Here is a 14,167-nt window from a genome sequence, read left to right on the forward strand (position 1 = left end):
TGCCCCTCTCTGCCCCCTCTGCACAGGAGCACCACCCATGCCGCACCCGTTCCCCGCCGACCTGCTGCTCACCGGAGCCCGGATCCACACCGTCGACCCGGACCTGCCCGAGGCCGAGGCCCTCGCCGTGTCCGACGGCCGGATCGTCTGGCTCGGCCGCGACGCGGAGGCCGCCGCCTGGGCCGGGCCGCACACCGAGCGGATCGACGCGGGCGGCCGGCTGGTGCTGCCCGGCTTCGTCGACGCCCACAACCACGTCCGGCTCGGCTCCGACGACGCCTGCGTGCAGCTCGCCGGGGTGCGCACCCTGGAGGCGATCCTCGACCGGATCGGTGCCTGGCGGGAGGCCCACCCGGACGCCGAGTGGATCGAGGCCGAGGCCTTCGACTACTCCGCGATCCCGGGCGGGCGGATGCCCACCGCCGCCGACCTCGACCCGGTCACCGGGGAGGTCCCGGCGATCGTGCTCTCGTACGACGTGCACACGGCCTGGCTGAACACGGCCGCGATGCGCCGGCTCGGGGTCGCGAAGGACCGTACCGACCTGCCGTTCGGCACCGCGGCCGTCGACCCGGAGACCGGCGAACCCACCGGCTTCGTCAAGGACTTCGCGATCAAGGGGCTCTCCCGGGACGGCCACCGGGCGCTGCGCGAGCTCGGCGTGCCGTGGGCCTCGCCGGACCGGCAGTACGGGCGCCTCGCCAAGAGCCTGGACGACGCGATCGGCTTCGGCATCACCACGGTCGTGGAACCGCAGAACTCCCTGGACGACCTGGAGCTGTACGAGCGGGCCCGCGCCGAGGGCCGGCTGCGCTCGCGGATCGTGGCGGCGCTGTTCCACCCGCGCGGCACGACCGGGGAGGAGCTCGACGCGTTCGCGGCGGCGGCCCGCAGGTACCCGGGGGACCGGCTGCGGGTCGGGCCGCTCAAGCTGTACATCGACGACGTGGTCGAGCCGCGCACGGCCGCGCTGCTGGAGCCGTACACCGGGTGCGGGGCGCACCGGGGCGAGACCTTCTACCCGGCGGAGGAGTTCGCGGAGCTGCTGGCGCGCCTCGACGCGCGCGGGTTCCAGTGCTTCGTGCACGCCACGGGCGACCGGGGGATCCGTACGGTCCTGGACGCCGTCGAGCACGCCCGTACGGTCAACGGGCCGCGGGACGCGCGCCACCAGGTGGTGCACGTGGAATGCCTGGACCCGGCGGACGTGCCGCGCTTCGCCGAACTCGGCGTGGTGGCCTGCATGCAGCCGAGGCACTGTGCGCCGGAGATCGCCGGGCCGGGCCAGGACTGGGCGGAGAACGTGGGCGAGGACCGCTGGCACAAGGCGTGGCCGATGCGGAGCCTGGCGGGGGCGGGGGCGGTGCTGGCGTTCTCCAGCGACTGGAACGTGGCCGAGATGGACCCGATGATCGGGATCTACACGGCGGTCACCCGCCGCCCGCTGGACGGCGGAGACCCGTGGCAGCCGGCCGAGACGGTGGACGTGGCGACGGCGGTGTACGGCTACACGATGGGCTCGGCGTACGCCAACTTCCTGGAGGCGGACCGGGGTTCGCTGACGGTGGGCAAGGCGGCGGACTTCGTGGTGCTGTCCCGGGACATCCTGGCCGTGGCCCCGGAGCGGATCCCGGGCACGGTGGCCGAGACGGTGGTGGTCGCGGGCGAGGTGGTCCACACCGCGCCCTAGGGAGTGTCGTCAAAGTGGCGTCGGGCCGTCCGAAGCGACCCGGTGAACCCACTGGAGCAGGCAGGCCTTGGACATCCGGGACAGGCCGAAGCCGCCGAAGACGGTGGCGTGCCGGGTGTCGCCGCGCTGGGCCGGAAGAGCCCGACCAGCAGCTGGGCGAGGCCGCCGATGAAGAAGCCGACCAGCGGCAGCACCGAGTGGCCGAGCTTTCGGGGAAGACGCCCGCGTCGATCCCGGTGGCGATGACGGTGGCGATGACGCTAACGGTGACGGTGACGGTGGCCACGATGAAGCCGGTGAGGCCGAGCGCGCCCAGCTGGGCCTGGGCGCTGGGCTCCATCCGCTTGACGGAGACGGCCTGTGCGGCGGGGCCCTGGCGGTTGCGGAACCCGAGGAGGCCGTTGCCCGCTCGCTGCCGCTCCTGCCGCCACCGCTGCCCGGGGTGCTCATCGGGCCGCCGCCCCCTCACCGGAGGGCGTGTCCTGCGGGAGCCCGCTGCCCACGGCGGGGCCCGGGCGGCCCTTGCGGAAGACCGCGCAGGCCACGGTGACGGCCGAGCCGAGCACCGCCCAGGCGGCCAGCACCAGCATCGGCCCGGCCGCGGCGTTGCCCTTGAAGTACGTGATCGAGCGCGCGGCGTACGTGCCCGCGCCCGGTGGCAGCGCCGGGCCGATGGCCCTCCAGAACGGCGGCAGCAGCGGGTACGGGTAGGCGCCGCCCGCGCTCGGATTGCCGAACACCACCACCAGCAGGATCGCCAGGCCGATGCCGACGACGCCCGCCACCCCCTGGAAGGCCAGGGTGATCGCCCCGACCGCGAAGACGACCAGGGTGCCGAGCCCCCACAGGGCCGTGATGCCGCCGGGCAGCGCACCCAGGATCGGGCCCGCGATGACCGTGCCGAGCAGACCGGCGGCGATCGCGTACAGCAGCAGCGCGCCGAGCCGGATGAAGGCGCGGTGGGAGTTGGCGGGCCGCGCTCCGGCGCTGATCGCGAGGATCGCGGCGCACAGGTAGCCGCCGACGCACCAGCCGATGACGAGGTAGAAGGCGCTCAGCCCGCGTGCGTCGCCCGCGGCGGCCGGGGCCACGTCGACGACCCGGACGGCCCGGCCCCGGGCCTGCTCGACGCGGCCGACGACCTGTTCGAGGGCCTGGGAGAGCGAGGCGCCCGCGCCGCTCGCGACCAGCAGCCGGTCGGTCGGGCCGGCCGGGTCGATGACCAGCGCCCCGTCCGCGTCCCGGTTCTCCACCTCCGCCATCGCGGCCGCCTCGTCCTTCACCGCGTGCGGGTCGAGCGGTTTCCCGGGCAGATCGGCGAGCTGCTGCGCGGACTGCTCGGCGACCGGCCGGGCGGGGGCGGCCACGGCGATCGGGATCTCGCTGGGCACGGGCCGGTGGAAGGCGCCGATGTACGAGGTGATGAAGGCGAGCTGGAGCGCCAGCACCCCCACGAGCAGCAGGGCGGCCCGGACGGTCACGGCGTCCTTGACCTCGGCGAGGAACCCGGCGGGCGGAGGCGGGGAGGTGGGCTGGGTCATGTCTCACACGCTCGGCGTACGGGGGGTGGGGCGCAGCAGGGGCGGGCCGAACGGATGACGGGCGGGAGGCGGCCGGACCAGCAGGGTCATCGAACGAATGTTTCGCACGAATATTCGAATTGCTCTATGGTGGAGACGGGGGTGGTGTTCACGTTCGAGCGAAGCAGGGAGGCCGCGGGTGCCTGGTTTTACGCATCTGCACACCGTTTCGGGGTTCTCCATGCGCTACGGAGGCTCCCACCCCGAACGGCTGGCGGAACGCGCCGCCGACCGGGGCATGGACGCCCTCGCCCTGACCGACCGCGACACCCTCGCGGGCGCCGTCCGGTTCGCGAAGGCCTGCGCCAAGGCCGGGATCCGGCCGCTGTTCGGGGTCGACCTGGCCGTGTCGCCCGCAGCGGGCTCCGCGGGGCCGGGGGGCTCCGCGGGGCCGGGCGGACCGGCCGGCTCGGGCGGCTCCGGCGAGGCGTCCTACCGGCGGCGGACCCCCGTCGTCGGCGGCGCCTTCGTCGACGAGTCCGCACCCCGGGCCACCTTCCTGGCCCGCGACGGCGCCGCCGGCTGGGCCGAGCTGTGCCGTATGGTCACCGCCGCCCACGCCCACGCCCACGCCCACGCCGGCGACGGCCTGCCGGTGCTGCCCTGGGTGGAACTGCGCGGCGAAGGGGTCTGCGTACTGCTCGGGCCCGGGTCCGAAGTGGGGCGGGCGCTGGCGGCCGGCCGGCCGGACCGGGCCGCCCGGCTGCTCGCGCCCTGGCGGGAGATCTACGGGGACTCCCTCCGCCTGGAGGCCGTCGACCACGGCCGCGCCGGCACCGGCTCCGGCTCGCTGCGCCTGGCCGCCCGTACGGTCGGCTTCGCCGCCGAGCAGGGCGTCCCGGCCGTGCTGACCAACGCCGTCCGGTACGCCGACCCCGGCCAGGGCCCCGTCGCCGACGTCCTCGACGCGGCCCGCCGGCTCGTCCCCATCGACCCCCGCGCCCTCGACGGCGGCGAGCGCTGGCTCAAGGACCCCGCCGCCATGGCCGCGGCGGCCGACCGGATCTGCCGGGCGGCCGGCCTGCGCCCCGCCGACGCGCGCGGGCTGCTCGCGCAGACCCGGCGTACCGCCGAGGCCTGCGCGGTGGACCCCGAGGACGACCTCGGCATGGGCTCCGTGCACTTCCCCGAGGCCCACCTCGTCGGCGCGGCCCACCGCACCGCCCAGCGGGTCCTCGCCTCCAGGGCCTCCGCAGGCATGGTGCTGCGCGGTTACGCCGACGACCGCGCGTACTGGGAGCGGATGCACCACGAGCTGGACATCATCGCCTACCACGGGTACGCCTCGTACTTCCTGACGGTCACCCAAGTCGTGGAAGACGTACGGGAGATGGGCATCCGGGTGGCCGCCCGCGGCTCCGGTGCCGGCTCCCTCGTCAACCACCTCCTCGGCATCGCCCACGCCGACCCCGTCGAGCAGGGCCTGCTGATGGAGCGGTTCCTGTCCAAGCGCCGCCACGTCCTGCCCGACATCGACATCGACGTGGAGTCCGCCCGCCGGCTGGAGGTCTACCGGCGGATCATCGACCGCTTCGGCACCGAACGCGTCGCCACCGTCTCCATGCCCGAGACCTACCGGGTCCGGCACGCGATCCGCGACGTCGGGGCCGCCCTGTCCATGGACCCGGCCACCGTCGACCGGCTCGCCAAGGCCTTCCCGCACATCCGGGCCCGCGACGCCCGCACGGCCCTGGCCGAGCTCCCCGAACTGCGCGACGTACGCGGCGAGGAGCACGGGCGGCTGTGGGAGCTCGTCGAGGCGCTGGACGCGCTGCCGCGCGGGATCGCCATGCACCCGTGCGGGGTGCTGCTCTCCGACGCCTCGCTGCTCGCCCGCACCCCCGTGGTGCCCACCAGCGGCGAGGGTTTCCCGATGTCCCAGTTCGACAAGGACGACGTGGAGGAGCTCGGGCTGCTCAAGCTCGACGTGCTGGGCGTACGGATGCAGTCCGCGATGGCGCACGCCGTCGCGGAGATCCGGCGCGGTTCGGGGGAGGAACTCGACCTGGACGACCCGGCGCAGGTGCCGCCGGGCGACGGGGCGACGTACGAACTGATCCGCTCGGCCGAGACGCTGGGCTGCTTCCAGATCGAATCGCCGGGCCAGCGCGATCTGGTGGGGCGGCTCCAGCCGGCCACCTTCCACGATCTGGTCGTCGACATCTCGCTGTTCCGGCCCGGGCCGGTCGCCGCCGACATGGTGCGGCCGTTCATCGAGGCCCGGCACGGGCGGGCCCCGGTCCGCTTCCCGCACGAGGACCTGGCGGACGCGCTGCGCGAGACGTACGGGGTGGTGGTCTTCCACGAGCAGATCATCGAGATCGTGCACGTCATGACCGGCTGCGGGCGCGACGAGGCGGACCGGGTGCGGCGCGGGCTCTCCGACCCCGAGTCGCAGGCGCGGATCAAGGTGTGGTTCGCGGCGAAGGCGGGCGAACGGGGTTACTCGGCCGAGGTGATCGGCCGGACCTGGGAGATCGTCGAGGCGTTCGGCAGTTACGGCTTCTGCAAGGCGCACGCGGTGGCCTTCGCCGTGCCGACGTACCAGTCGGCGTGGCTGAAGGTGCATCACCCGGCGGCCTTCTATGCCGGGTTGCTGACCCACGACCCCGGGATGTACCCGAAGCGGCTGCTGCTGGCGGACGCGCGGCGGCGGGGCGTGCCGGTGCTGCCGCTGGACGTGAACCGGTCGGCGGTGGCCCACCGCATCGAACTGGTGTCCGAGGCCGGGGCTCCGCCGGTGTGGGGGCTCCGGCTGGCCCTGGCCGACGTCCACGGCATCGGCGAGGCGGAGGCGCGGCGGATCGAGGACGGGCAGCCGTACGGATCGCTGCGCGACTTCTGGGACCGGGCGCACCCCAGCCGGCCGGTCGCGGGGCGGCTCGCGCAGGTCGGAGCGCTGGACGCCTTCGGCGCCAACCGGCGCGACCTGCTGCTGCACGTGGCCGAACTGCACGGCGCGCAGCGGTCGGCGGGGGCCCGGGCGGGCGGTGTCCAACTTCCGCTGGACGGCGGGCGGTCCACGGCCCCGGTCGGCCTGCCCGACCTGAACGAGGCGGAGCGGCTCAGCGCGGAGCTGGGCGTGCTCGGCATGGACGCCTCACGGCACCTGATGGGGGACCACCACGCCTTCCTCGCGGAGCTGGGGGCGGTCCCGGCCCACAGGCTGCGCGAGGTCGAGCACGGCCGGACGGTGCTGGTCGCGGGGGCCAAGGCGGCCACCCAGACCCCGCCGATCCGCTCCGGGAGGCGGGTCATCTTCACCACGCTGGACGACGGGACGGGCCTGGTCGACCTGGCCTTCTTCGACGACAGCCACGAGGCGTGCGCGCACACCGTCTTCCACTCGTTCCTGCTGCTCGTACGCGGGGTCGTCCAGCGGCGCGGGCCGCAGAGCCTGAGCGTGGTCGGCGCGGCGGCCTGGGACCTGGCCGAGCTGGTGGAACTGCGGGCGGCGGGCGGGCTGGACGCGGTCGCGGCCCGTCTGGCGGAGCCGCTGCCGGGTGACGGGGGTGACGGGGGTGACGGGGGTGCCGGGGGTGACGGGGGTGCCGGGCATGCGGCCGGCCCCGCTGATTCCGGGCGCCGCATCCACCTGTCCACCGGGTACGAGATGAACCCGTGGGCCGACCTCCAGCCGCCCGGCGACCGCGCCGCCACCGGCCGCAAGCTGTGGCACTCCAGCCCGGGGAGCGCGGGATGACCCCGGCCAACGGAGTCCTGCACGTACGGTGCGCTCCGGCGCTGACCGAGGAGGGGTACCGCGAGGTCCTCGAACTCCTGCGGGAGTTCTCCCCGACGGTGCAGGCCCTGCCGCCCCGGGCGGCGCTGGTGCACGTACGCGGGGCCCGGCGGTACTTCGGCGCGGACGCCGGCCGGATCGCCGAGCTGGTGCGGCTGCGCGCGCTGGCCCGGCTCGGCACCGACGTACGGATCGGGGTCGCCGGGACCTGGGCGGTGGCGGCGACGGCCTCCGCCCGGGTGCCCGGGCCCGGCGGGGTCCTGGCCGTGCCCGAGGACGGGGTGGACGCCTTCCTGGGCCCGCTGCCGGTGGAGGCGCTGTACGGCACCGGCCCCAAGCAGGCGGAGGCGCTTCGCGGGTACGGACTGCACACGATCGGTGCGGTCGCGGCCGTCTCCCCGGGCACCGTCGAGCGGATCCTGGGGCAGCGGGCGGGCCGGCTGGCCGCGGAGCGCGCCTGCGGGATCGACCCGCGCCCCGTCACCCCGAAGGACCTGCCCCCGTCGGCCGCCGTCCGCAGCGGCTTCACCCGGCACGAGCTCGACGGCCCGCACGCCCGGGCCGTGCTCCTCGCCCTGGTGGTCCGGCTGGGCGCGGTGCTGCGCGGCCGCCGCCAGGCCGCCCGGGCCCTGTCGCTGACGCTGCAGTTCGCCGGCGGCACCCGCTGGGAGCGGACCCGGCGGCTCCCCGAGGCGTCCGGGCACGACGAGGACCTGCGGGCGGCGGCGTACCGCCTGCTGGACGCGGCCGGGCTGCAACGGGCCCGGCTGACCGGCATGGTGCTGCGCGCCGAGGACCTCACGGACGCCGAGCGGGCGTCCCGGCAGATCTCGCTGGACCCGGTCCGCGAGGCCCGCCTGACGGTGGAGGCGGCCGTCGACCGCGCGAACGCCCGCTTCGGCCCGGGCACGGTCCGCCCGGCGGCCACCTTCCACCGCGCGGCCTAGGGGCGCGAGCCCGGCCTGACCCGTAAGACACCCCCTGGCGCCGGTCCCGTGTGGTGGCGCCAACGCGTCCGCCTCGGGCGCGACTTGACGGACGATCGTCCCGGCCTCGCGCCCGGGGCCCGACACGCATTTTTTACTGACGCGTAACTTTCAAGTTTTGCTACTCGCCCGTAATTTGGCCGAAGCAGCACCCACTTGTGATCCGGATCACGGGACGAACCCCCACGTATTTCCCTGACCCGCAAGGAGATCACCCGATGCTGCCCTGGCGACGCCTGCTCCGCCCGCTGGCCGTCCTCACCCTCGCCGCCGCCGCCCTCGTCGCCCCCACCGGCGCCGCGCAGGCCGCGTCCGCACCCAGCAGCGGCTGGAACGACTGGTCCTGCAAACCCTCCGCCGCCCATCCGCGCCCCGTCGTCCTCGTACACGGCACGTTCGGCAACTCCGTGGACAACTGGCTCGGATTCGCGCCGTACCTCGTACACCGCGGGTACTGCGTCTACTCGCTCGACTACGGGCAACTGCCCGGCGTGCCCTTCTTCAACGGGCTCGGCCCCATCGACAAGTCGGCCGGCCAGCTCCAGGTGTTCGTCGACAAGGTGCTGGCCTCCACCGGGGCCGCGAAGACCGACATCGTCGGCCACTCGCAGGGCGGCATGATGCCGAACTACTACCTGAAGTTCCTCGGCGGCGCCCCCAAGGTGGGCGCCCTGATCGGGCTCGCCCCCGACAACCACGGAACCACCCTCGACGGGCTCGCCCAGCTGCTCCCGTACTTCCCCGGCGCCGAGGACCTGATCAGCTCGGCGACCCCGGGGCTGGCCGACCAGATCGCCGGATCCCCCTTCGTCACCAAGCTGAACGCGGGCGGGGACACCGTCCCCGGGGTCCAGTACACGGTCATCGCGACGAAGTACGACGAGGTCGTCACGCCGTACCGGAGCGCCTTCCTCCAGGGGACCGGCTCCAACGTACGGAACGTCGTGCTCCAGGACCTGTGCCCGCTGGACCTCTCCGAGCACGTCGCCATCGGGCTCACCGACCGGATCGCCTGGCACGAGGCGGTCAACTCCCTCGACCCGGCGCACGCGACCCGGACCACCTGCGCGTCGGTCTTCGAGTGACGCGCAGGTGACGGGCCCGGCATGATCCGAAAGACACGGCCTAGCGGCCGTGGCGGCCCGGCGTCGTCGCACGGCGTCGGGCCACGCCGAACAGCACGGCCGCTCCGACGGCCAGCACGCCTGCCCCGGCGATCGCGATCGCCGGGGTGGCGGCGCTTCCGCCCGTCTCGGCGAGGTCGGTGCCCGCGGGAGAGTCCGACGGGACCGGGGTGAGGGCGGCGGCGCCGTTCGTCCTCGGGTCGTTGTCGCCGTGGCCGTTGTGCTCCACGGTGGACTTGCTCTCGCCGTCCGCGATCTGCTGGTCCGTCGGGGCCTTGGGTGCGTCCGAGGGGCGCCCGTCCCCGGTGGAGGGCTTGGTGCTGGGCTTCGTACTCGGCTTCGTGCTCGGGGTGGTGCCGGTGCCGGTGCCGGTACCACCGCCGTTGCCGCCGCTCCCGCCGTTGTCCTTGCCGAACACCACGTCGGAGCAGGTGTAGAAGGCCTCCGGGCTGTCCGAGCGCTGCCAGATGCTGTAGATCAGGTGCCGCCCGGACTTGTTCGGCACGCTGCCGGAGAACACGTAGTCCCCGTTCTGCATGCCAGGGTCGGTGACCTTCGCGAACGGCGCCGGCTCCAGGTCCGACCACTTCAGCGGCTTCGACGGGTCGTAGCCGTCCTTCGTGACGTACAGCTCGAAGGAGCCCTTGTGCGGGGCGGTCCCCTTGTACCGGAAGGTGTGCGCGCCCGAGGTCATCGGGCTGGCCGGCCAGTCGGCGCGGGCCAGGTCCAGGCCCCGGTACTTGTCGTTGCCGGCGGAGCAGAGCTGCCCGTTCGGGATCAACGACCGGTGGTTGCCCGCCGCGTTGGCGATGTTCACCGCGTTCCAGTCGTAGAACGCCTGGGCGCCGCTCGCCGCCACCGCCGCCTTGCAGGCGGCCGACTTCGGCGACTCCGGCCCCTCCGCGTAGCAGGCCGCCACCCGGCTGACGGGGTCCGTCATCGAGCCGTGCGCGGCCGCGGGCCCGGCGGCGTACGCGGCCACCGCGAGCGGGGCGAGGCCGACTGCGGCGATACGGGTCACGGTGCGGCGGCTGCGTGCGGGCATGGGTGGATCTCCTTCGGAGCGGCGATGCGGGCACCACGGTCGTGGGTGTGCCGGGAGCCGGCGGGGCGGCGCCGCCCCCCGCAGGATCCGACGCCGCCCCATGCCCTCCTCGGCCCCGCCAAGCTAGCCTCCCGCACCCCCGCCGCCACCCCTTTCAGGGCCCTCCCGAAGATCCTTAGGGTCCGCTTAAGGAACCACTAAGCGGGCCGACAGGAAGAGGGGGTCGCGGGAGCCGGATCAGGTGAGGAGGGCGGTCAGGCCCTCCGGTGCGTGTGCCTGGGCGGCCAGGGCGTCGAGGGCGCGCACGGCTTCGGCCGCCGCCCGCGGGTCGCTCTCCCCGAGGCCGCTCGCCGCGAACTCGTCCTCGTCCAGCCGCAGGACGCTCGCTCCGTCCGCCGAGACCCACAGGTCCAGGTCCAGGTCCTCGACGAGGATCCCGCCGTCCCGCACCACCGCCGGGCGCGTGATGTCGCAGTACCAGCCCTTGAGGACGCCCTCGCCCGTCCGGACCTCCTTGACCGCGTACCAGCGGGTCCGCCAGAAGTGCTCGGTGAACACGTCGCCCGGCTCGAAGCGCACGAAGCCGAAGTCCCGTACGCCCTCCGCCGCCCAGGGGGCCCGTACGGAGATCCGGTCGCCCGTGTCGGCGACCAGGGCGGCGGGGTAGCGGATCTTGGTGCGGCCCGCCTTGGTGAGGGTGACGGTGAGGTGGTCGGTCATGGCCTGTTGTCCGGCTTCTTGGCGAAGCGCGTCTCGGTCGCGCAGATCTCGTACCCGAACCACTGGTTGACGGCGAGCATCGGCTCGTTCCCCGTGTCGTTGCCCGTGAAGGCCTCGGTGTAGCCGGCGGCGCGGGCGCGTCGGAGCGAGTCCGTCTTGGCGAGCTTGGCCAGCCCGCGGCCGCGGAACGCGCGCAGGGTGCCGGTCATCGCCGAGCCGTAGCGGGCGGCGCCGTCGGTCCGGGCCGCGCAGAACGCGGCCACGACCCCGTCGACCAGCACGACCCGGGTCAGCTCCCGGTCGAGCGTCGGCTCGTTCCAGACGCTGCTCAGCCAGTCCTCGTAGTCGGCCGGCACCTCCGGCACGTCGCCCGGCTCGTCGGCCGACACCGCCGCGTCGGCCTCGAACAGCGGGCGCGGGTCGGCGGCGAAGGCCGAGGCCGGCCGCAGCTCGACCCCGGCGGGCAGGACGGCCGGGAGCTCCGGCAGCGGGCCGGCGGCCAGGTCCAGGCGCAGGAAGTGCGCGGAGCGGGAGGGGCGGTAGCCGCGCCGCTCGGCGAAGGAGCGGTGGGCCGGCTCGTCGAGGACCCAGGCGTACGTCTCCACCGCGCCCTCGGCGGCCAGGTACTCCTCGGCCGCGTGCAGCAGGGCGGTCCCGGCGCCGCGGCCGCGGTGTGCGGGGTCGACGTAGGCGTTGACGAAGGACTGGCCGGGCTCGGGGCTCCGGTACACGAGCCCGAGCTCGGCGGTGCCCACGACGAGGCCGTCCTCGGTCTCGGCGGTGAGGACGCGGTAGCGCTTGTCGGGGTGCGCGGTGGCCAGCGCGTGGGCCAGACCGGCAGGTGTGGTGATCATGAAGGGCAGCGCGGCGCGGCGCACCTGTACGACGGACTCCACGTCCGGAGGATCGCCCGGACGGAGGTCGCGGATCTTTACGGTCATGGCGTCGACCGTAGGCGCGGGGGCGGGGCGAATGCCTCCGAATTTCCCGGCGGATGGGGGAGAATCGCCGGGTGACCTCGACGAACCTGAAGATCCGGATCGACGGCGCGGCCGGCGCGGCCGCCCCGTACGAGCAGCTGCGCGCGCAGATCGCGCGGGCGGCGCGCTCGGGGGAGCTGCCGGTCGGGTACAAGCTGCCGACGGTGCGCGGGCTCGCCGAGGAGCTGGGGCTGGCGGCGAACACGGTCGCGAAGGCCTACCGGGCCCTGGAGGGCGACGGGGTGATCGAGACCCGCGGCCGGAACGGGACCTTCGTCGCGGCGGCCGGCGACGGGGCCGCCCGCGAGGCGGCCACCGCCGCGCAGGCCTACGCGGAGCGCGCGAAGCGGCTGGGCCTGAGCTTCGACGAGGCGACGGCGGCCGCCCTCGACGCCCTGCGCGCCCGCTACGGCAACTGATCTAGCTCTCGCGTCGCAGTAGCTGCGCCCGGAGGTGGTGCTGGAGGGGCCGGCCCATCGCCGCCATGTCCTGCTCGATCGTCAGCTCCCCGTCGCCGAAGGCGTACCGGCGCCGCATGGCGGTGACCTCCTTGGCCTTGGGGGTGCGGGCCACGGTGTCGGTCGCGATCTCGATCTCCGTCCCGGACACCCGGCCGACGTACGTCTCCACGATGCCGGTCGGGTGCGCGAGGACGACCTCCAGCGAGGCGTCGGGCAGGGCCCGCCACCACCCGGACTCCCGTCCCGAGGGGCGCAGGACCGTGCCGGACTCGTCGATCAGCCAGGCCCGCGACTCGTAGCGCAGGAACGGCCGGCCGTCGTGGCTGAAGGTGATCTCCTGCTCGTACCGGAACCCCTGCTCCAGGGTCGGGTATTCGCCGCGGCCCCGGCCGTGCCAGCGCCCGAGGAGGGACAGCACCGGCCGCAGCTGCGGGTGCGGCTCGGGGCCCTCGCCGAGGACGTGGCTGTCGGGGTACGGATTCTCCTGCGCCGGCTCGGGCACGTGCACTCTCCTGCTCGGTGGTGTCCCCGGGTGCTTCGGCCGGGTCTTGGGCGGGCGGTCCGGGACCCATTGTCTTCGGCGCGCGGGTGCGGCCCGTGCGCGCCCCGCCCGCGGCGTCGCTCCTTACAGGTGGAGGCCCTTACAGGTAGAGGCCCGGCTCCGCGCCGTGCTGGCCCTGCGGCGGCAGCAGCGACGCGGGGCCCGCGCCCCGCCGCAGCGCGAACAGTTCGGCCAGTGTGGCGCCCTCGCGCGGCACCCCCTCGTCCGTGCCCAGCCAGTCCACCGCCTCGCCGTGCGTCAGCCGGCCGACCTCGATGCGGGCCAGGCAGCGGCCCGGCCGGACCACCGCCGGGTGGAGCCGTTCCAGGTCCTCGTTCGTGGTCACGCCGACCAGTACGTTGCGGCCCTGGCCCAGCAGCCCGTCCGTCAGGTTCAGCAGCCGCGACAGCGCCTGGCCCGCCGTGTGCCGGGCCTCGCCGCGGATCAGCTCGTCGCAGTCCTCCAGCAGCAGCAGCCGCCAGCGCCCCTTCGCCGTGCCCTCGTCCTCGCCGATCGCGATGTCCATCAGGTAGCCCACGTCGTTGAACAGCCGCTCCGGGTCCAGGACGCAGTCCACCTGGCACCAGTCCCGCCACGACCGGGCCAGCGTCCGCAGCGCGGAGGTCTTGCCCGTGCCCGGCGGGCCGTGCAGCAGGAGCAGCCGGCCCGCGATGTCGTCCGGTGTCACCTTCATCAGCCGGTCCATCGCCCCGGCCACCGGCGCCGTGTAGTTGGGCCGCACCTCTGTCCAGGTCCCGGCCGCGATCTGGCGGGTCGTCCGGTACGGGCCGCGGCGCGGGGAGACGTACCAGAAGCCCATCGTGACGTTCTCCGGCTGCGGTTCGGGCTCGTCCTGCACCCCCTCCGTGGCCTCGCCGAGCACGCTGGAGGCGAGTTCGTCGCTGACCGCCGTCACCGTCACGTCGGCGCCGCGGCTCCAGCGGGAGACGAGCATCGTCCAGCCCTCGCCCTCGGCGAGCGTGGCGCTGCGGTCGGAGTCGCGCGCGGAGCGCAGCACGGTGGCCTCGGGCGGCAGCAGGGTGGCCTCCGCCTTCACCCGCTCGATCGTGACGCTGTGCGAGTACGGCTGCTCGCCGGACGCGAACCGGCCGAGGAACAGCGCGTCCACGACGTCAGACGGTGAATCGCTGTCGTCGACGTTGAGCCGGATCGGCAGCGCGTCATGCGGGTTGGCTGGCATGGCGCCCATGATCCGGCACGAAGTGGCCTCGTGCACCCGTGTTTCGCTGGATCGGGTGCCCAAGTTCCCTCTTCAAACGCACCGGTGGTGAAGGTTC

Annotated in this window: 11 protein-coding genes; 5 read left to right on the plus strand and 6 right to left on the minus strand. The window is 74.5% G+C overall.

Annotated features, from left to right (window positions below):
- Positions 1–37: 37 nt before the first annotated feature.
- Positions 38–1,690 carry an amidohydrolase gene (locus ACIQU4_RS30000; RefSeq protein ID WP_403737195.1) on the plus strand — a complete coding sequence of 551 codons (1,653 nt, stop codon included), beginning with the start codon at positions 38–40 and terminating at the stop codon, positions 1,688–1,690.
- 446 nt (positions 1,691–2,136) lie between these two features.
- Here ACIQU4_RS30000 and ACIQU4_RS30005 read toward each other — a convergent pair whose 3' ends face one another.
- Positions 2,137–3,231 (minus strand): DUF3533 domain-containing protein, encoded by a 1,095-nt coding sequence (locus ACIQU4_RS30005; protein ID WP_403737198.1) that lies wholly within the window; start codon positions 3,229–3,231, stop codon positions 2,137–2,139.
- A 178-nt stretch (positions 3,232–3,409) separates the two neighbouring features.
- On the opposite strand from ACIQU4_RS30005, the gene ACIQU4_RS30010 reads away from it, so the two are divergent.
- The 3 genes from ACIQU4_RS30010 to ACIQU4_RS30020 all read left to right on the plus strand — a co-directional run bounded on the left by ACIQU4_RS30010 (position 3,410) and on the right by ACIQU4_RS30020 (position 9,083).
- Positions 3,410–6,973 carry a DNA polymerase III subunit alpha gene (locus ACIQU4_RS30010; RefSeq protein WP_403737200.1) on the plus strand — a complete coding sequence of 1,188 codons (3,564 nt, stop codon included), beginning with the start codon at positions 3,410–3,412 and terminating at the stop codon, positions 6,971–6,973.
- Complete coding sequence (locus ACIQU4_RS30015; RefSeq protein WP_403737203.1) at positions 6,970–7,959, plus strand: hypothetical protein; 990 nt, start codon at positions 6,970–6,972, stop codon at positions 7,957–7,959. The genes ACIQU4_RS30010 and ACIQU4_RS30015 overlap by 4 nt, the downstream gene beginning before the upstream one ends.
- Before the next feature lie 257 nt (positions 7,960–8,216).
- Complete coding sequence (locus tag ACIQU4_RS30020) at positions 8,217–9,083, plus strand: esterase/lipase family protein (RefSeq protein WP_403737206.1); 867 nt, start codon at positions 8,217–8,219, stop codon at positions 9,081–9,083.
- 40 nt (positions 9,084–9,123) lie between these two features.
- Here the strand turns inward: ACIQU4_RS30020 and ACIQU4_RS30025 are convergent, their stop codons facing one another.
- From ACIQU4_RS30025 to ACIQU4_RS30035, 3 genes are all read right to left on the minus strand, one after another.
- Positions 9,124–10,167, minus strand: a complete 1,044-nt coding sequence (locus ACIQU4_RS30025) for a lytic polysaccharide monooxygenase (protein WP_403737208.1) — start codon at positions 10,165–10,167, stop codon at positions 9,124–9,126.
- 237 nt (positions 10,168–10,404) lie between these two features.
- Positions 10,405–10,887, minus strand: a complete 483-nt coding sequence (locus ACIQU4_RS30030) for a DUF402 domain-containing protein (RefSeq protein ID WP_403737210.1) — start codon at positions 10,885–10,887, stop codon at positions 10,405–10,407.
- Entirely contained in the window at positions 10,884–11,828 is a 945-nt protein-coding gene (locus ACIQU4_RS30035) for a GNAT family N-acetyltransferase (RefSeq protein WP_403737213.1), read from the minus strand. Before ACIQU4_RS30035 ends, ACIQU4_RS30030 begins: the two co-directional genes overlap by 4 nt.
- Positions 11,829–11,881: 53 nt before the next feature.
- On the opposite strand from ACIQU4_RS30035, the gene ACIQU4_RS30040 reads away from it, so the two are divergent.
- The gene (locus ACIQU4_RS30040) at positions 11,882–12,286 is read left to right on the plus strand and encodes a GntR family transcriptional regulator (protein WP_403737217.1); all 405 of its coding nucleotides are present in this window, start codon (positions 11,882–11,884) and stop codon (positions 12,284–12,286) included.
- Between the two features lies 1 nt (position 12,287).
- Here ACIQU4_RS30040 and ACIQU4_RS30045 read toward each other — a convergent pair whose 3' ends face one another.
- Both ACIQU4_RS30045 and ACIQU4_RS30050 read right to left on the minus strand, forming a co-directional pair.
- Positions 12,288–12,830: an FABP family protein gene (locus ACIQU4_RS30045; protein ID WP_403737220.1), complete on the minus strand. Its 543-nt coding sequence runs from the start codon at positions 12,828–12,830 to the stop codon at positions 12,288–12,290.
- A gap of 139 nt (positions 12,831–12,969) precedes the next feature.
- Entirely contained in the window at positions 12,970–14,070 is a 1,101-nt protein-coding gene (locus tag ACIQU4_RS30050) for a DUF5925 domain-containing protein (RefSeq protein ID WP_403737223.1), read from the minus strand.
- Positions 14,071–14,167: the final 97 nt, after the last annotated feature.

This window comes from Streptomyces sp. NPDC090741 (genome assembly GCF_044769045.1).
Classification (GTDB): Bacteria; Actinomycetota; Actinomycetes; order Streptomycetales; family Streptomycetaceae; genus Streptomyces.